Source organism: Streptomyces sp. NPDC017979 (assembly GCF_044328175.1).
Lineage (GTDB): Bacteria > Actinomycetota > Actinomycetes > Streptomycetales > Streptomycetaceae > Streptomyces.
This window is the reverse complement of record NZ_JBIRGU010000006.1, coordinates 63,996-80,785: the sequence shown is the minus strand read 5'-3', so window position 1 is coordinate 80,785 and position 16,790 is coordinate 63,996. Positions and strand designations below refer to the sequence as shown.

Annotated in this window: 14 protein-coding genes; 7 read left to right on the top strand and 7 right to left on the bottom strand. The window is 73.2% G+C overall.

Annotated features, from left to right (window positions below; translation table 11 throughout):
• Positions 1–67: 67 nt before the first annotated feature.
• Positions 68–1,465 (bottom strand): adenylosuccinate lyase family protein, encoded by a 1,398-nt coding sequence (locus ACH4E8_RS18385; protein ID WP_398449352.1) that lies wholly within the window; start codon positions 1,463–1,465, stop codon positions 68–70.
• Positions 1,462–3,447, bottom strand: coding sequence for an FAD/NAD(P)-binding protein (locus ACH4E8_RS18380; RefSeq protein ID WP_398449350.1), 1,986 nt, complete (start codon positions 3,445–3,447; stop codon positions 1,462–1,464). The genes ACH4E8_RS18385 and ACH4E8_RS18380 overlap by 4 nt, the downstream gene beginning before the upstream one ends.
• 237 nt (positions 3,448–3,684) lie before the next feature.
• On the opposite strand from ACH4E8_RS18380, the gene ACH4E8_RS18375 reads away from it, so the two are divergent.
• The 3 genes from ACH4E8_RS18375 (at position 3,685) to ACH4E8_RS18365 (ending at position 6,497) form a co-directional block, all read left to right on the top strand.
• Positions 3,685–4,671 carry an NADPH:quinone reductase gene (locus ACH4E8_RS18375; protein ID WP_398449348.1) on the top strand — a complete coding sequence of 329 codons (987 nt, stop codon included), beginning with the start codon at positions 3,685–3,687 and terminating at the stop codon, positions 4,669–4,671.
• A gap of 10 nt (positions 4,672–4,681) precedes the next feature.
• Complete coding sequence (locus ACH4E8_RS18370) at positions 4,682–5,887, top strand: FAD-dependent oxidoreductase (protein WP_398449347.1); 1,206 nt, start codon at positions 4,682–4,684, stop codon at positions 5,885–5,887.
• Between the two features lie 64 nt (positions 5,888–5,951).
• The gene (locus tag ACH4E8_RS18365; RefSeq protein ID WP_398449346.1) at positions 5,952–6,497 is read left to right on the top strand and encodes an SRPBCC family protein; all 546 of its coding nucleotides are present in this window, start codon (positions 5,952–5,954) and stop codon (positions 6,495–6,497) included.
• Between the two features lie 228 nt (positions 6,498–6,725).
• On the opposite strand, the gene ACH4E8_RS18360 is transcribed toward ACH4E8_RS18365, so the two are convergent.
• Both ACH4E8_RS18360 and ACH4E8_RS18355 read right to left on the bottom strand, forming a co-directional pair.
• Positions 6,726–7,751: a Gfo/Idh/MocA family protein gene (locus ACH4E8_RS18360; RefSeq protein WP_398449345.1), complete on the bottom strand. Its 1,026-nt coding sequence runs from the start codon at positions 7,749–7,751 to the stop codon at positions 6,726–6,728.
• A gap of 154 nt (positions 7,752–7,905) precedes the next feature.
• On the bottom strand, positions 7,906–8,970 hold the full coding sequence (locus ACH4E8_RS18355) for an IS701 family transposase (protein ID WP_398449343.1): 1,065 nt from the start codon (positions 8,968–8,970) through the stop codon (positions 7,906–7,908).
• A 364-nt stretch (positions 8,971–9,334) separates the two neighbouring features.
• Between ACH4E8_RS18355 and ACH4E8_RS18350 the strand changes: the two genes are divergently transcribed.
• On the top strand, positions 9,335–9,943 hold the full coding sequence (locus ACH4E8_RS18350; protein ID WP_398449341.1) for a TetR family transcriptional regulator: 609 nt from the start codon (positions 9,335–9,337) through the stop codon (positions 9,941–9,943).
• 172 nt (positions 9,944–10,115) lie between these two features.
• Here the strand turns inward: ACH4E8_RS18350 and ACH4E8_RS18345 are convergent, their stop codons facing one another.
• The 3 genes from ACH4E8_RS18345 to ACH4E8_RS18335 form a co-directional block, all read right to left on the bottom strand.
• Complete coding sequence (locus tag ACH4E8_RS18345; RefSeq protein WP_398449339.1) at positions 10,116–10,922, bottom strand: SDR family NAD(P)-dependent oxidoreductase; 807 nt, start codon at positions 10,920–10,922, stop codon at positions 10,116–10,118.
• Complete coding sequence (locus ACH4E8_RS18340) at positions 10,904–11,602, bottom strand: HAD family phosphatase (protein WP_398449337.1); 699 nt, start codon at positions 11,600–11,602, stop codon at positions 10,904–10,906. The genes ACH4E8_RS18345 and ACH4E8_RS18340 overlap by 19 nt, the downstream gene beginning before the upstream one ends.
• 187 nt (positions 11,603–11,789) lie before the next feature.
• Positions 11,790–12,749 (bottom strand): ScbA/BarX family gamma-butyrolactone biosynthesis protein, encoded by a 960-nt coding sequence (locus ACH4E8_RS18335; RefSeq protein ID WP_398449335.1) that lies wholly within the window; start codon positions 12,747–12,749, stop codon positions 11,790–11,792.
• A gap of 109 nt (positions 12,750–12,858) precedes the next feature.
• Between ACH4E8_RS18335 and ACH4E8_RS18330 the strand changes: the two genes are divergently transcribed.
• The 3 genes from ACH4E8_RS18330 (at position 12,859) to ACH4E8_RS18320 (ending at position 16,688) form a co-directional block, all read left to right on the top strand.
• Positions 12,859–13,521, top strand: coding sequence for a ScbR family autoregulator-binding transcription factor (locus ACH4E8_RS18330; RefSeq protein ID WP_398449333.1), 663 nt, complete (start codon positions 12,859–12,861; stop codon positions 13,519–13,521).
• A 347-nt stretch (positions 13,522–13,868) separates the two neighbouring features.
• Positions 13,869–14,687 carry a BTAD domain-containing putative transcriptional regulator gene (locus ACH4E8_RS18325; protein ID WP_398449331.1) on the top strand — a complete coding sequence of 273 codons (819 nt, stop codon included), beginning with the start codon at positions 13,869–13,871 and terminating at the stop codon, positions 14,685–14,687.
• Positions 14,688–14,774: 87 nt separating this feature from the next.
• Positions 14,775–16,688 carry a helix-turn-helix domain-containing protein gene (locus ACH4E8_RS18320; RefSeq protein WP_398449329.1) on the top strand — a complete coding sequence of 638 codons (1,914 nt, stop codon included), beginning with the start codon at positions 14,775–14,777 and terminating at the stop codon, positions 16,686–16,688.
• Positions 16,689–16,790: the final 102 nt, after the last annotated feature.

Here is a 16,790-nt window from a genome sequence, read left to right as displayed (position 1 = left end):
TCTTGTCTTCCTCACGAGTTCGGTCGGGGTGGGACTGCGGTGCCGCGCCGGGGCGCGGGCGGTGGGTTCAGGCGTCCAGGGCGCGGTCGACCAGCGTCGGGGCGGCGCCCAGGTAGTTCGTCGGGTCGCACAGCTCGGCCAGCTCCGCGGGGGCGAGCTGGTCCGCCCCGCTCAGGAGGCGGGCCAGTACGTCGGCGAGCGGCCGGCCCGTCGCTGCGGACTCGGCCGAGGCCCGGCCGAGCAGGTCCTTGGCGCGGACCTTGCCGAGGCGGGGCGCGAGTCGGGCCGCGATCCGCTCCGAGACGATCTGGCTGTTGGTCAGGTCGAGGTTCTCGCGCATCCGTACGGGGTGGGCGCGCAGGCCGGCCGTCAGCTCCGCCGCGGTGTGCGCCGCGCCGCCCACCAGGCGCAGGCACTCGCGCAGCAGCAGCCACTCCGCGTGCCAGGTGCCGGCGGAGCGCTCGTCCTCCGTCACCAGGCACTGGGTCAGCGCGCCGGCGAGCGCCGGCACTTGGAGGGCGGCGGCGCGCACCATGGTCGCGAGCACCGGGTTGCGCTTGTGGGGCATGGCGGAGGAGCCGCCGCGGCCGCTGACCGCGGGCTCCGCCACCTCGCCGACCTCGGTCCGCGTCAGGTGCTGCACGTCGACGGCCAACTTCCCGAGCGCACCCGACGCGTGGGCGAGGGCCCCGGCCAGGTCCGCCAGCGGGGTGCGCAGCGCGTGCCACGGCAGCACCGGCACCGCGAGCCCCGTTTCGGCGGCGAAGACCTCGACCAGCCGGGTCGCGTAGGTCTCCGGGCCGTCGGCCGCGCCGTCGATCGCGGCGTACTCCAGATAGCCGGCGAGGGTGCCCGCGGCGCCGCCGAGGGAGACCGGCAGCCCCTCGGCGGCGACCAGGGCGAGCCGTCCCCGGGCGTCCCGCAGCAACTCCCGCCAGCCGGCGGCCTTGAGGCCGAAGGTGGTGGGGACGGCGTGCAGGGCGAGGGTCCGACCGGCCACCGGGGTGGCGCGGTGGGCACGGGCCAGTTCGCCCAGGGCACTGATCGAGTCGTCCAGGTCCGCGATCACCGTGTGCAGCGCGCGCCGGGCCACCAGCATGGCGCCGGTGTCGAAGACGTCCTGACTGGTGGAGCCGCGGTGCACGTACTCGGCGGCGGCCGGGTCGACGGCGGCGACGGCTTCGGTGAGCTGCCGGACCAGGGCGACCACCGGGTTCGCGGTCTCCCGGGACGCGAGGGCGATGGCCCTGGTGTCCGGGGCGAGCGCGGCGGCGGTGGCGCCGATGGTGTCGGCGGCGCCCGCCGGGACGGCGCCGAGCCGGGCCTGCGCCCGGGCCAGGGCCGCCTCGGCGTCCAGCATCGCCCGCATCCAGGCGTCGTCGTCGACCTGCTGCTCCACCGGGGTGCCCGCCCGCACCGGGGACAGCAGCCCGGTGTCGGGCGCCGCTCGACCCGGGGTGCTCACACCACCACTCCGGTCACGTCGACGTCCTCCCGTACGGGCACGACGTCCTGGGGCACCCGGGACAGCGGCGGCAGCGCCAGCGCGGCCCGGGCTATCGCGTCGGAGTCCCCGAGGGTGACCGAGTCCACGCCGGGGCGGATGCCCGCGGCCGTCACCCAGTGGACGGCCTCGGTCGGCACGCCGAAGGCGAAGCGCCTCGGGTGGCGTCGCCCGCCGGCGTCCAGCAGGTGGTACGGACGCTCGCTGACGGCGAGCCCGCCGGTCTCGTACGTCGTTCCGCACGTCCCGGCGATGCGGTACGGGCCGGCCTGTTCGGTGGCGAGCAGGTGCCGCAGCAGCGGGTCCTCGGTGCGGCGCACGTCGGACTCCGGCAGCCGGGCCTCGATCAGGGCGCGGGCCCGGATCGGCGGGCCGGGGACGACCGAGGAGTGCGCGACGAACGACGGGTTGGCCGCGTCGAAGCGGATCTGGGTGCCGGGGCCGGTCAGGGTGAGCAGACCGGCGTCCATCAGGGCGATCATCTCCTCGATGCGGGAGACCGGCGGGCCGATGGAGAGGAACGCGTTCAGCGGGGTGTACCAGCCCTCGACGTCGTCCCGGTAGGAGTTGCCGTCGATGCCGCCGTGGTCGACCGCGAGCCGGATCTCGTTGCGCAGGTCCCGCAGGACGTCGAGGGCGGCCTTCAGCGGCCCGTCGACGTTCCCCGCCAGTCCTTCTCGGACGTCCCGCACCAGGTACTCGCGCAGCCAGCCCTGGAACTCGGCGCGGTCGGCGAACTCCCGGGCGCCCAGCGGCGAGGTCAGGCGCTCCCAGTCGAAGCGGTCCGCCGACTCGATTCCGGCCCGGTCCAGCAGTTCGGTGGGGTCGCCGTCGACGCCGAGCGCCAGATAGGCGTCGGTGAAGGCGTCCGCGTCCTGCCCCCGGGCGGTGAGCAGGGCGGCGTAGTAGACGCTCTCCACCTCGCGGCGGATCAGCGGCCAGAGGTCCTCGCCGAAGTAGGGCCGGTCCCGCTTGCCCTCGGCGGCCTCCGTGCGCAGCCGTTCGATGTGCTCGACCGTCAGCAGCCGCGGGAAGTAGCGGCCGTGGGCGCCCTTCTGGTTCGCGCCGCGGGCGTGGTACGGCACCCCGCGGCGGGAACTGGCGTACATCAGGGGCTCCCGGCCGCTGGGCCGGTAGGTGAGCTGCCCGTCGTCGCCGCGGACGAACGCGCCGCCGCGGCCGAGCGTGAGCAGAGCCATGTGGTCGAAGAAGTTGAGCCCGAGACCGCGCAGCAGCACCGGCTCGCCGGGCCGGATGCTGCTCAGGTCGGCGTCGGCGGGGTTGGTCGGGGTGACGTAGGTGAGGTAGTGGATGCGGGCGAGCGCCGCGGTCCGCTCCTGTCGCGGGGTGAGCCGGGCGGGCACGTGCCCCTGGGCGAGCACCACCGCGTCCAGGTCGTTCAGCCGGGTGCCGTCGGCCAGCCGTACGCCCTGCGGGCCGCCGGGGACGCCGTGCACGTCGGACATGACGACGGCCGCGGAGCGGTGGACGTGCACCTTCACGTGTGCGGGGGCCTTCGCGAGGATCCGCTGGTAGCAGTCGCGGAGGTAGTGCCCGTAGAAGGCCCGACTGGGGTACGTGTCGGGGCCCATCCGGCGGGCCTCCGCCAGCGTCTCCTCGTCGTAGTCGTGGCCCTCCACGCCCAGCAGCGCCAGTTGGCGGGCCCACTCGTGCAGGCTGGGGCCCGGTTCGATGGGGCCGTCGATGCGCACGCTGTCGTCCGTGAAGACGGTCACCTGCGATGCGACGGTGTTCATCAAGAGGTGGCGGGACTGTCCCGTGCGCCAGACGTTGCCCGCGCCGGGCGGCTGCGGATCGACGAGGTGGACCACCACCTCGGAGCCAGACGGCGAGCGCCTCTCGTTGGCGCACAGGCGCTCCAATACGGAAAGTCCCCGCGGACCCGCGCCGACGACGCAGATTTCCACGCACCTTCTGCTCATGTCGAATCTCCTCAACAGACCACGAATTCCCCAGAGAATCTCCGGGGATCGGCCGGGAGGGTCAACGCCGGGCGCCGCGTTATGTCAAGTCAGCGCGGGACACCACTCAAGTTCGGGCCCGAACTCCGGGAGGTGGAGCTCCGCTTTCGGATTCCGGCCGGGAATGGGCGGGCGGTGACTTGACGCATTTCACGGCAGGGCCTGCCCGTTGCGGGCGCCCGGGGCGAGGCTGCATCCATGCGTGCCGCCTACATCACAGAACTCGGACCGGCGGAGGAGATCCGCTACGGCGAGCTGCCCCGGCCGCGCCCGGGGCCGACCGACGTGTTGGTCGAGGTCGAGTGCACCACCGTCAACCCGGTGGACACGTTCGTCCGTTCGGGGGTGTTCCGCACCCCGATGCCGCTTCCGCTGATCGTCAGCCGCGACCTCGTCGGCACGGTCCTGGAGGCCGGCCCGGGCGCCCCCGGGTTCCGCCCCGGCGACCGCGTGTGGTGCAACAGCATCGGGCACGGCGGACGGCAGGGCGCCGCCGCCGAGTACGCGGTCGTGCCCGTGGACCGGCTCTACCACCTGCCGCCCGGGGTCGACCCGGAGCGGGCGGTCGCCGTGTTCCACCCCGCGGCCACCGCCCATCTGGCGCTGTTCGCCCACGCCCGGGTGCGGCCCGGCGAGACCGTGCTCGTGGCCGGTGGCGCGGGCAACGTCGGCAGCGCCCTGGTGACCCTGGCCGTCGAAGCGGGCGCGCACGTGGTGGCCACGGCGTCCGCCGCCGACGCGGAGTACGTCACGGGGCTGGGGGCCGCCCGGGTCCTCGACTACCGGGACCCGGACCTGGACGCGGCGCTGCGTGCGGCCTGCCCCCGCGGCGTCGACGTGCACGTGGACTCCTTCGGCACCAACGACCTGACGCAGGCCGTGGAGCTGCTGGCGCCCCGGGGGCGGATCGTGCTGCTCGCCGGGGTCGCGGCCCGCCCCCAACTGCCCGTCGGCCCCTTCTACATGAAGGACGCGTCGATCCTCGGCTTCGTCATCTCGCACGCCACCACCGACCAGCTCGCCGCGGCGGCAGGGACCGTCAACCGGCTGCTGGCCGCCGGCAGGCTCGCCCCGCGCCGCACCGAGCGGATCCCGCTGAGCTGGCTGGCCGACGCGCATCTGCGCATGGAGAAGGGCGAACTGCACGGCAGCCGCCTCGTCGTCCGTCCCGACCTGGATCGTTAGGAGAGCGCACATGGCTGACTTCGTGGTTGTCGGCGGTGGCATCGGCGGGCTGGCCACCGCGGTGAGCCTCGCCCGGCAAGGGCACCGCGTCACGGTGCTGGAGCAGCGCCCGGAGCTGACGGAGCTGGGCGCCGGCATCCAACTCGCCCCGAACGCGTACCACGCCCTGGACCGGATCGGGGTGGGTGACGCGGTGCGGGCCCGCTCGGTGTTCGTGGACGCGCTGCGGTTGTACGACGGCACCACGGACGAGCTGATCAGCTCCATGCCGCTGACCGAGCACTACCGCAGGCGCTTCGGCAATCCGTACGCGGTGGTGCACCGCACCGACCTCTACCAGCCGCTGCTGGCGGCCGCTCGCGCACAGCCCGAGGTCGAGTTGGTGACCGGGGCGCCGGTGACCGGATACGCGCAGGAGACGGCGGCCGCGGTGGCGCTGCTGGCCGACGGCTCGCGGGTGCGCGGGGACGCCCTGATCGGCGCGGACGGCATCCGTTCCGCGATCCGCGGCCAACTGGTGGGCGACGGGGAGCCGAGGGTGTCGGGGCACACGATCTACCGGTCGGTGGTGCCGATGGAGGTGGTGCCCGAGGAGTTGCGGGCGAACGCCGTGAGCCTGTGGGCGGGTCCGCGCTGGCACTTCGTCCACTATCCGATCAGCGGCGGCCGGCACCTCAACCTCGCCGCCACCAAGGACGACGGCGCCGTCGAGGCGGTCTCCGGCGAGCCCGTGTCCAGTGCGGCGGTGCTCGGCGAGTTCCCCGATCTGGGGGACGTCGCCGGTCGGCTGTTGGCGCTCGGGGACCGCTGGCGGCGCTGGGTGCTGTGCGACCGGGACCCGGTGGACACCTGGGTCGACGGCCGGGTGGCGCTGCTCGGCGACGCCGCCCACCCCATGTTGCAGTACGCCGCCCAGGGCGCCTGTCAGGCGCTGGAGGACGCGGTGCTGCTCGGCGAGCTGATCGGCCGGGCGGACGGCGCGAACGGGGCGGCCGGGGACCCGATACCGCTGCGGCTGGCCGCGTACGGCGCGCTGCGGCGCACCCGGGCCGCCCGGGCCCAACTGGTGGCCCGGGAAATGGGCCGGCAGGTCTACCACCCTTCCGGGGTCGCGGCGAAGGAACGCAATGCGGCGCTCTCCGCGCTGTCCGCCGACGAACTGCACGAGAAGGTCGAATGGCTCCACGGGGACCGGGGGTTTCGTCGTGCGGCGTGACTCGGTGGCCTTTTGGAAACTGCGTCCCGCGGACTTCGAGCCGTGGGGGAATCGAGGAAGTGCGATGGTCGACTACGAAAGGGACGGCGTCACCACGTTCGAGGTACGCGCCAAGACCTTCGTCGCGGCTGCACCGGCAGCGGTGTACGAGACGGTGAGCGATCTGGCGCGCAGCGGCGAATGGAGCGTCGAATGCCGCGGCGGCACCTGGATCAGCGGGGAGCCGTCCGCCGTGGGCGCCGTCTTCGAGGGGAAGAACCTGCGCGGCCCGGAGGCGGTGGCGTGGGCGCCGGTGATCCGCGGCGAGTGGACCACCCGGGCGGAGGTCGTCGACGCGGTGCCGGGCCGGGCCTTTCGCTGGGTGATCCTCACCGGTGCGGGCGACCGGCAGGAGAGCACTTGGTCCTTCGAGATCGAGCCGGCCGACGGCGGAAGCGTGCTGGTGCACCACTACCGGCTCGGGAAGCTGACCGAGGGCCTGGCGAAGATCTTCCGGTCCGGCCTGGACGAAGCGGGGCGCGCCCGGTTCGTGCAGGAGTGGAACGCGAAGCTGCAGAAGGACGTGGAGCAGACCGTGCGGCGCATCAAGGTCGTCATCGAGCAGGGGTGACGACCCGGCACCGGCCGCACTCCTCCGGGCCCGCCGCACGGCGGCGCCACCGCGTCGAACCGCCCTCCCCGCCCGGCGCGGAGGGCGGTTCGACGCGTTCCGGCACACGGTCCGTCGATGCGGCCGTCGCCGCGGCGCTCGACCGTGCACGGCCTCACCGGCCCTCCGTCGACCGGGGTACGGCGAAACGCCCGGCCGGGGAGGTCCGGCCGGGCGTCTGGGACGGGGTCACGACAGGGGGTGCACCGGAACGGACTTGGCCCCGGACTCGAACAGCGCCTCGATGACGCGGGCCTGCTCCACCGCGTCGCGGCGTCCGTACGGCGGGGCCTGCCCGGTGGCGATCGCGGTCGACACCGCGTCGAACTGGAGGCGGGAGACGGCGTAGGGCTCGTCGCAGCGGTACGCCCCCTCCTCGTCCACCGGAAGGTACTCGCTCACCGGGTCCGCGTGCGGCGGCGGCCCCTGCCGCTGGAGTTCGACGCTCTTGACGTCGCGGCAGAACCACGGGTCGTCCAGGACCAGCCGGCCGGTGGTCCCCACCAGGTGCAGCGCGTCACCCCGGCACACCTCCTGCCCCACCTCGAACTGGGCGAGGACGTCTCCGGGCAGCCGCAGCGAGGCGGCGAAGTTGTGGTCGGCCGCTCCGGCCCTGCGCACTTCCTCGGCGTACACCCGCTCGGGGGTCCCGGCGTACATCCGGATCGCGGCCAGGGTGAAGACGCCGAGGTCCAGCATGCCGCCGCCGCCGCGCTCCGGGAAGCGGCGGAAGTAGTCGTCCGGGAGGGTGGCGGTGCAGGCGGCGTAGACGTACCGCAGTTCACCGATCAGCCCTTCGTCGACGAGCCGCTTCGCCATGAGGTGCTGCGGGTGGTGGCGGAACATCACGCCTTCGGCGCAGATCCGGCCGGCCGCTTCGGCGGCGTCGAAGACCCGCTCGGTGTCCGCGGCGCTGAGCGCCAACGGCTTCTCGACCAGCACGTGCTTGCCGGCCTCCAGCGCCCGCACGGCCCACTCGGCGTGGTCGACGGGGTCGAGGGCGACGAAGACCGCCTCCACCTCCTCGTCGGCGAGCAGTTCCGCACGGCTCCCGTAGGACCGCGGGACGTCGAACGTCTCGGCGTAGGCCGCGGCCGCCGCCGCGTCGTCCTGCGCGACCGCGACGAACTCGGTCGTGCGGGAGGTCGCCTTCGCCTTCATGGCCACGTCGGCGTACCCACCGGTGACCAACAGCCCCCAGCGCACCTTCCTCATGTCCGTGATCCCTTCCGGCCCCAAGGGCCCGTAGACCGCCACAGGACGTACCGGGGCGAGGGGTCGCGCAGCCCGCGGGGGCGTCGTCCTCCGGTCCGTCGCTCCCAACGTCGGGGATCGCACCGCGCCCGGGAAGGCCGGGCGCCACAGTGCGTCAAGTACCGGCGGTACAGCCGTCGCGGACCGCGGTCGGCGGCCGGCCCGCCCGCAGTCCGAGCCGGCTGAAGGCGAAGGCGGCGGAGACCATCGTCATGTGGTGGTGCCAGCCGGGGTAGGAGCGACCCTCGAAGTCGAGCAGCCCGAAACCCTCCTCCAGCCGTCGCACGGCGCGCCTGGTGTGCCGGTCAAGGCCGGCGAGGGCGCGCAGGTCAGCGGTGCGCAGCCGGGTCATGTTGGACGTCCAGGTCGGCGCGGAGAGGGAGCGCGCCGTCTCCGGGGCGGTGAAGTGCCGTTGGCGGCCGGGCAGCACGTCCGGGAGGTGGCCCTCGGCCGCGGCGCCGGGCGGCCGCGGCCCGTCGGGCGGGGCGGCGGGCGGGTGTGCGAGCCCCACCACGTACTCGCGCCGCCGTCGCACCAGGCCCCGTACGAGGTGGAGCGCGTGGCCGCAGGCGCTCAGGTCCGCCACCACGGGCAGCGAGTTGAAGCCCCAGGCGTCGGGCTGGGCGTCGAGGAGGGCGACGGCTTCGTGCTCCAGGGGGCGGACGGCTTCCGGGGGTATCCGGGCCCGTGAGCGGCGGTGCGGATCGCTGGCCCAACTGTCCGGCAGCAGCAGGCTCCAGTCGACGGGCACCGCGTCCGTGTCGCCGGTGAGGAAGAGGCCGACGGCCACCTGACAGTTGACCGAGCGGCCGACGGAGGGCACGAAGCGCCGGTGCACGCCCGCGGAGTGCACGCCGCGTTTGGCCAGCACCGCGATGCCCAGGGTCCAGGCCCGGGCGGCCGTCCGCTCCGCGACCCAGTGGGCGAGCTCGCGGCGGACCGGGCTCCACTCCCAGGAGCTGTCGTTGACGAACTGCCGCATGGAGTGCGGCGCGACGGGTCCGTCCGCCGTCTGGGCCGCGATCTTGTTCACCGACTTGCGGCCGGGGGTGGCGAGCAGCCCGTGGAGGTAGGCGCCGGCCCGCCGCCGTTGGTCGGAACGGGGCATGGAGCTGAAGATCCGCTCGGCGAAGCGGGTCAGGGACTCCTGCGCGCCGATGTCGAGGACGGGGAGCGGCATGGGACATTCCTTCCGGAGCGGCCCCGCTGGGGCGGTGATCTCGGGGCGACGGCGTCGAGCGGCGCCGTGAGCGGCGTGGCGGGCGGTGCGGTGCGGCGGTGTTGTCGGACCCGCCATTGCGCGGAAGAATAAAGGGCGACCGCTATGTTTGCTCCCCGAGCGTCGAGAAACGTCTCATTGCCGCCACCGGGCGGACCTCCGAGCCGTCGCCCGACGCCCCGATCCTCGACACCACTTTCACAACTCCTTGTTGCGAAACGGATGCGTAGCGCGACACGGTGGCGAGACGCGGTTGATCACCTCACCGCGATTCCAGCGGGCCGGATGTCACCAAGTCGCACCCTGTCACGCTCTGGAGAGGAACATGGCGAAGCAGGAGAGGGCACAGAAGACACGTGAGGGTCTCCTCCGGTCGGCCGCAACGCAGTTCGACCGCGACGGCTACAACGGAGCGTCCCTGGCGCGCATCAGCGAGGCCGCGCAGATCTCGATGGGGGCGCTGACGTTCCACTTCTCGACCAAGGCCGACCTGGCCGACGCCGTCGAGGAGGCCGGCCGGGCGATGGTGCTCGACGCGGTGGAACGGATCGGCGCCCGACACCCCCCGAGTCTGGGCCTGGCCATGGAGCTGACCTTGGAGCTGACCCGGCTCCTCCAGGAGCAGGAGGTGGTGCGCGCGGCGGCGCGGCTGACCCGGGAGCGGCCGGGGCGCCCCGAGTGGTCCTCGGCCTGGCTCCCGGAGTTGCGGCGCATCTTGAACCGGCTCGACAAGGAGGGCGGGCTGCCCGCCACGGCGCCGCCGGACCTGATGACGGCCCTGGCGTCCTGTCTGGTCGACGGCATGGACGCGGCGCTGCGCCGCAGCGGAGCGTCCCCCGTCGCCCGCGTCGACGCCGTGGGCGAGTTGACCCGGCTCTGGCGGCTGGTCCTCGCCGGGCTGCGGCAGGACGGGGACCTCGCCGGGCTGCCGTGAGGCGCCGCGCGGCTGCGGCGGCCGGCTCGACGCCGGCGTCACCGCCCGGCACGCCCCGCAAACCGCCGCACCCGCCCTGCCGTCCGCCCGCACGCGCGGACGTCAGTCAGCACGCGCGGACGTCAGTCAGCACCCGTTGACATGGCCGACACACGTCGTCGCACGGCCCCGCTCAGACGGCCGTCCGGCCCCCGTCGACCGGTACCGCAGCGCCCGTGACGAAGGACGAGCGCTCGCTGCACAGCCAGGCCGCCGCCTCCGCGACCTCCCAGGGGTCGGCGATCCGCCGCTGGGGCGAACGGCCCACGAACGCCGCCTCCGCCCGGGGGTCCAGCGCCACGGCCGCGTCCAGCAACTCCGTCCGGGTGGCGCCCACCACCAGGGCGTTGGCCCGGATGCCGCGGTCCGCGTACTCCTTCGCCACCGACTTGGTGAGCCCGATGACCGCGTGCTTGGCCGCGACGTACGGGGCGATCGCGCTGGTCGCGATGACCCCGGCGGTGCTGGCCGTGTTCACGATCGAGCCCCCGGACTCCAACATGGCCGGGATCTGGTGCTTGAGACAGTTCCAGATGCCCCGCAGGTTGACGTTGACGACCTCGTCGAAGACCGCGTCGTCCGTCTCGTGCACCCGTGTGCCGGCGGGGGTCCAGCCGGCGTTGTTGAAGACGCCGTCCAGCCGCCCGCAGTGGTCCAGCGTCAAGCGGACCGCCCGCTCCACCTCCGCGCCGGCCACCACGTCGCACGGCACCGCCCAGGCCCGCCCGCCCCGCGCCCGGATGTCGTCGGCGATGTCGACCAGTCGCGCGCGGCGCCGCGCCACCAGCACGACGGCGGCGCCCTCGGCGGCGAACAGCCTGGCCGCGGCGGCTCCGATGCCGCTGGAGGCACCGGTGATCATGATGACCTTCCCGCGCAGCAGCCCGGAGGCCGCTGCCGCCCCGTCGTCCGCCGTGGCGGCTACGCCCTCCAGCAGCATCCCGCAGCAGCTTCCTCGTCGATGCGCACCAGCAGTTCCCCGTCGACGGCGGACAGCGAGTCAACGACGTGCCGCACCCCCGCCTCTTGCATCAACTGCCGCTGGAACGAGCCGGGGAAGGGGCTGGGCCGTCCGATGAAGGGGGTGTCCAGCCGCTTGGCCTCCTCGGCCACGCGCGCCACGTCGTCGATGAACAGCACCTGGTCGTGCGCGAGGCCGAAGACCTCGGTGGTGATCTCTTCGATCCCCGGCCGGAAGGAGTCGGTGCACACGTAGTGCGGCGGGGTGAAGTACTCGACGTGCGGGCCGAGATGGGCGTCGAAGTGCTCCTCGTCCAGCCCCCCGTAGCAGATTACGCGCGCCCCGAGGTCAACCAGCCGCGCCAGCAACTCCACCGCGCCGCACTCCAGTTCGACCGGATGCTTCTCCAGGTACTGCTCACGGGCCTCGAAGTAGCTCCGCAGGATCTCGGCCCCGGACATCGCGACGCCGGCCGCGGCCGCTAACTCGACGCCGGCGACGTCGCGCGGCTGGGAGAAGATGCGCCGCTCGATCTCGGCCGTGTAGGCGCCGCCGCGACTGGTGATGAAGTCGTGGATGACGGGGCTGAAGGTGTCGTTGAGCAGTACGCCATCGATGTTCACGGCCACCAGGCGCAGCTGCCGGAATCTCTCTGCCATGGTTCTCCCGGGTTGGGGTCGACGGGGACGAGGAAGGAATCGCGAGGCGGTGGGGCGCCGGCGAAGTGGGGGCGACTGGGATCGGAAAGCACGGCGCCGACGGCGGTCATGCGGAGGAATTCATTCCAGCAGGATTCACCCTGCGAATTGGCGTGGAGGGATCAATTCCGAAACCCTCGGACCGCGGTCAGACGGAGCCCAGCCCCTGAAAGAAGGCGGTGGCCAGAAAAGCGCTCTGGCCGCTCTGGACGGCGCGCACCTCGACGGCCGTGCCGTCGGCGGCGTCCACTCCGGACGCCGGCACGCGGCGCACGTCGAGCCAACACGGCGCCTCGAATTCGATGTATCGGTCAAACGATATGTCGAGACCGGCCAGGAATGCGGCCGGCTCGTCGGCCCGCGCCGCCACCGCGGCCTGCCGAACGGCCTCCAGACTCAACATTCCGGGTACGTGGTCCAGCGGGTGGTCGAAGAGGGTGGGGTGGGCGGTGTCCACTCTGAGCCGCCACCGGTCCGGTGCGTCACCGGGGCACAGGACGACGTCCTGGACCCGGTCCCGGCCGACGAGTTCCCCCGGCACCGGGGGCGGCGGCTCCGGCACGGCGGCGAAGACCGCGTCCCGGTCGGCGAACCTGCCGCGCAGCCGTCGGTAGAGCGACGGGGAGTGGCACCAGAAGCGGGTCTCGGCCCAGCCGAGGAACTCCTGGCCGCGCCACACGTCGGTGCGTTGCGTCATGGCGACGGGTAACCCCCCGCGGCGGCGGACGTCCCGGCAGGTGACGTGCAGTTCCAACTCGGCGGGTGCGCTGGTGATCCGCATGGCGTCGGGGCGCATCCGGAGTTGGAAGGAGACCCAGCCGAACTGGTGGCCGTACGGCACGCCATACTCGCTGTGCAGCAGCAGCGGCACCGTCTGGCGTACGGTCTCGGCCAGCAGCAACGGGTCGTGGCGGCCGTGCTCGGTCACGAAGAAGCTGTGTCCGCGCGGCCATTGGGCGGTGACGGTGAAGCGGTCCTGACCGTTCGGGAGCACCCCGGTGAGGAACACCTCGGCCAGCGCCGCCCGGTGGACGTGTTCCTTGGCCACCGTGGTGGTGAGCTTGGTCGCGCCGGTCACATCAGGGCGTCGTACAGCTGTCACGCTCATGTCTCTCCCCGGTGAGGAAGGCAACGTTTGACGATCACTGGCGTTCTGAGCTGCGGATATGAAAATATAAAGGATGGCCTTTTTTTTGTCGATAAGGAAACGATGAACGATGCGCGAACCCAAGCAGGAACGAGCCGTCAGAACCCGGGCGATCATCCTCAGGGCGGCGGCTGAAGCCTTCGACGAACTCGGCTTCAAGGGAGCCAACATTCGGGAGATCACCCAGCGTGCCGGCATCACCCAGGGCGCGATGTACTTCCATTTCAAGTCGAAGGAGGCCCTGGCGCGCGCGGTGATGACGGCTCAGCCGACCACCGTCGTCCCGCACACCATCACCACGGGATTGCAACGACTGGTCGACGTCACCTTCGTCTGGTCCCACCGTCTGCGCCAGGACGTACTGCTGCGCGCGGGCGTGCGCCTGACGGGCGAGCAGCACAGCTTCGACGTCCAGGACTCCACTCCGTACGAGGAGTGGACCGAGGTGCTGGCGGAGTGCCTGCGCGAGGCGCGGGAGGCCGGCGAGTTGGCCGAGCACGTCGAGATCGAGTCCCTGGCGGACTTCGTGGTGAGCGCCTGCACCGGCATGCAGATGCACTCCCAGATCGTCTGCGGGCGCCGGGACCTGACGGACCGGGCCGTGGCCATGTGGCGCCACCTGCTGCCGGCCCTGTGCGCCAAGGGCTCGCACCGGGCGATCGACATCAGTCCGCAGCGGGCCGCCGCGTTCGCCGACGGCGGCCTGCCCCCCGGAGAGCGCCCGGACGAGTAGCGCACTCCCCCGGGACGGGAGTTCCCCCCAGCTCACCCGCGAGGAACGCCCCCCGGGGGAGGTTTGAAGAGACCCCTGGTCTAGCGCGACTCAAGAAAAAAAATCGATCGTTCTGTATTCTTCTCGCCATGGGAGTCTCGGTCAGCGCTGCCCGGCCTGCCGCCGACTCCAGCGGGCCGCTCCTCGGTGCAACGGAGCGGCCGTCGACGACCCGGACCATCCAGTCACTCGCGTTCACAGACAGGTGAGGGAGTTCCATGGCGGTCAGTCAGACGTCTCTGCTCAGAACGGGATCACCCCCGCCGGTGGACGCAGCGGCACGGCCCGCGTCGACCGGGACGACCGGGATGGGGCGAGCCGGGAGGGCACGGACGGAGTGTGCGGGCACCAAGGGGGCGCCCTACCCGCCGTACGCGGTGAACGCCGACGGGACGCCGACGGCCCGTTCCCCCCTGGACATCAAGCTCCTCGGCCCGCTGCGGGTCAGCGTCCACGGCGTGGTGGTCGACCCCCCGGACGTCCGGACCCGTCAACTGCTCGCGCTGTTCGCCGTCTTCGCCGACCACGTCGTACCCCTGCACGTGATGATGGAGGAGCTGTGGCCCGGCGTCACCCCGCCCGGCGCCCTGTCCGAGTTGCACCGGCGGATCGCGGACCTGAAGTCCCGACTGGCCAGGGCCGGTGAACTCGCGCCCGACGAGGAGGGCGCGTCCGGGCGGCACGGCGGCGCCGGTGAGCGACTGGTGGCCCTGCCCGGGGGGTACCGGCTCGACTGCTCGCAGGCGACGGTGGACGTACGGCAGTTCTGGCGGCACTGCGGCGCCGGCTTCCGCGCCATGACCGCGGACGACGTGGACTGCGCCGCGCGGCGGCTGGGCATCGCCCTGCGCCTGTGGACCGACGACGCCCTCTCGGACGTCCCGCTGGGCCCCCGGCTGCGCCGCGAGGTCGAGCAGTTGTCGACGGCCCGGGCGAAGGCCGCGGAGCACTGGTTGGAGGCGGAGTTGCGCTGCGCCCCGGGCGGTCCGGTGCGGGCCGCCCCCGGCTCCGGGGCGGCCGACGTCTTCGAACGGCCGGGCGGGGGGCCCACTGCCGCCTGGCCGGCCGCCCACTTCGTCGACGCGCTGGCGCCCTCGGGCCCGGCCGGACCGGTGCCGCCCAACTGACGACCTGCGGGGACGGCGAGCACGGACGGCACGGACGGCACGGACGCGGAACACCCAGACGGTTCGGCCTCATCGGGGGAGGGCTCAGTGCGCGACGGCGCTCGGACACCAGACCACGTTCTCGGCCTCCTGGCCCTGCTGGCCGAAGAGGCGGCCCCCGCCCGCTTCGAGGAGCTGCTCCAACGGGCCCGCCAGGAGGGCCCGGTCCAGCCGTGGGAGGGGTACCTCGACCGGCTCGGAGACCTCGCGCTCCGGGTCAGGTCACTGATCGGAGACCAGCGCCGGCGGGAGGCCGACCTCACGGCGCTGGTCGACGCCGCCCGCGAACTCTCCATCCAGAACGACCTCGCCGGCCTGCTAGCCGTCGTCACCAAGAAGGCCCGCATCCTGCTGGGGCTGAGCATCACCTACGTGAGCCTGCGCGAGGACGACGGGGTCTCGGCGGTGCACGCGTCGGACGGGGAGACCACCACCCGCAACGTCGGGCGGCGGACCCCGGACTTCCTGGGCATCGCGGGCGAGATCTACGAGAAGGAAACGGCGATGTGGAGCCCCGACTACCTGGAGGACCACCGCCTCGCCCGGGACGAGGGCATCGACGACTTCGTGCGCGCCGAGGGGCTGCGGGCCGTGCTGGGGGTGCCGCTGCGCCGCGGCTCCACCGTCTTCGGCGTCCTGTTCGGCGCGGACCGCCGGGTGCGTCACTTCACCCCCACGGAAGTGAGCCTGCTGCTCTCGCTCGCCGACCTGGCCGCCGGCCCCATCGAGCGGACCGGTCAACTCGCCAGGGCCCGGGCCGACGTCACGCACCTGGAGCGGGACCGCTCACGCTTCAACGCGGCGCTCACCTCGGTGCACCACATGCTCGACGTCCACCAGCGCGCCTTCGACCTGGCCCTCGACGGGGGCGACCTCCAGGCCCTGATGACGGCCGTCTCCCACGCGCTCGACGGCGCCGTCGTGCTGCGCGACCCCGGAGGGCGCCCCATGGCCTCCAGCGGTGAAGGCGTCGACCTCCTCCCGGCCGCCGTGGACGCGGCGGCGCTGGAGGCGCACACCCGGGGCGAGCCGGTGCACCGGCTCGACGGCACGTGGGCGGTGCCGCTGCTGGCCGCCGGGGAGAACCTGGGCGTCCTGTTGGTGCGGCCGGAACTGCCCCTGGCGGACGGGGACGCCGTGCTGCTGCGGCTGGTGGCCCAGACCACGACCGCCGCGCTGTTGCTGCAACGGGGCGCGGTGGACCGGCCGATGCGCGACGACCTGCTCAACGACGTGCTGTCCGAGCCGGTACGGCTGAACGCGTTCGTGGAGCGGGCCCGCAGACTCGCGCTGGACCCCAGCGCCCCGCACGTGCTGGTGGTGGCCCGCCCGGAGTACGGGGACATGGCGCGGGCCGCCGCCTGGGCCTCCTCCTACGCCAACCGGCTGTCGGGGCTGCACACGCGGCGGGACGGCTGCGTGGTGCTCCTGCTGCCCGGCGGCGACCCGTCGGGCGCCGCCCGCAAGGTGTCCCGGGAGCTGTCGCCGCTGCTCGGCCGCCCGGTGTCGGTGTCGGCGGCCGGCCCGGGCGAGGGCACGGTCGGCATCCGCAGCCTGCACCGGGAGGCCATGCGGACCCTGGAGGCGCTGATCCTGCTGCACGGCCCGGGGGCCTCCGCCGCCACCGCCGACCTGGGCTTCCTCGGTCTGCTGCTCTCCGACGACCACGACGTCGAAGGCTTCGTGACCTCCACGATCGGCCGGATCATCGACTACGACTCCGACGGCTCGGGCGAGTTGCTGAAGACCTTGCGGGCCTACTTCGACTCCGGCAACAACCAACGGCTGGCCGCCGACATGCTGCACGTGCATCCGAACACCGTGGCCAGGCGCCTGGAGCGGGTGACCCAACTACTCGGCGGCGACTGGCAGCGGCCCGCCGAGGCCCTCCAGATCCAGTTGGCGCTGCTGCTGCACCGCGCCCGTACCGCCCTGGTCCGACAGACCGGGCCGGTGCGCTGACGCTCCGGCTGCCCCTTCGAGTCCGACCGGTCGCGCGGCCCGGAGTGCGGCTGCGCCCTGCCCGCGGGCCGGTGCGCCGCGGCCCCCGCCGGACTTGACGCA

Bases quoted from the DNA above. Each gene is read 5' to 3' on its own strand.
- ACH4E8_RS18380 (WP_398449350.1), bottom strand. From the start codon at position 3,447: ATGAGCAGAAGGTGCGTGGAAATCTGCGTCGTCGGCGCGGGTCCGCGG.
- ACH4E8_RS18375 (WP_398449348.1), top strand. From the start codon at position 3,685: ATGCGTGCCGCCTACATCACAGAACTCGGACCGGCGGAGGAGATCCGC.
- ACH4E8_RS18370 (WP_398449347.1), top strand. From the start codon at position 4,682: ATGGCTGACTTCGTGGTTGTCGGCGGTGGCATCGGCGGGCTGGCCACC.
- ACH4E8_RS18365 (WP_398449346.1), top strand. From the start codon at position 5,952: ATGGTCGACTACGAAAGGGACGGCGTCACCACGTTCGAGGTACGCGCC.
- ACH4E8_RS18360 (WP_398449345.1), bottom strand. From the start codon at position 7,751: ATGAGGAAGGTGCGCTGGGGGCTGTTGGTCACCGGTGGGTACGCCGAC.
- ACH4E8_RS18355 (WP_398449343.1), bottom strand. From the start codon at position 8,970: ATGCCGCTCCCCGTCCTCGACATCGGCGCGCAGGAGTCCCTGACCCGC.
- ACH4E8_RS18350 (WP_398449341.1), top strand. From the start codon at position 9,335: ATGGCGAAGCAGGAGAGGGCACAGAAGACACGTGAGGGTCTCCTCCGG.
- ACH4E8_RS18345 (WP_398449339.1), bottom strand. From the start codon at position 10,922: ATGCTGCTGGAGGGCGTAGCCGCCACGGCGGACGACGGGGCGGCAGCG.
- ACH4E8_RS18340 (WP_398449337.1), bottom strand. From the start codon at position 11,602: ATGGCAGAGAGATTCCGGCAGCTGCGCCTGGTGGCCGTGAACATCGAT.
- ACH4E8_RS18335 (WP_398449335.1), bottom strand. From the start codon at position 12,749: ATGAGCGTGACAGCTGTACGACGCCCTGATGTGACCGGCGCGACCAAG.
- ACH4E8_RS18330 (WP_398449333.1), top strand. From the start codon at position 12,859: ATGCGCGAACCCAAGCAGGAACGAGCCGTCAGAACCCGGGCGATCATC.
- ACH4E8_RS18325 (WP_398449331.1), top strand. From the start codon at position 13,869: ATGGGGCGAGCCGGGAGGGCACGGACGGAGTGTGCGGGCACCAAGGGG.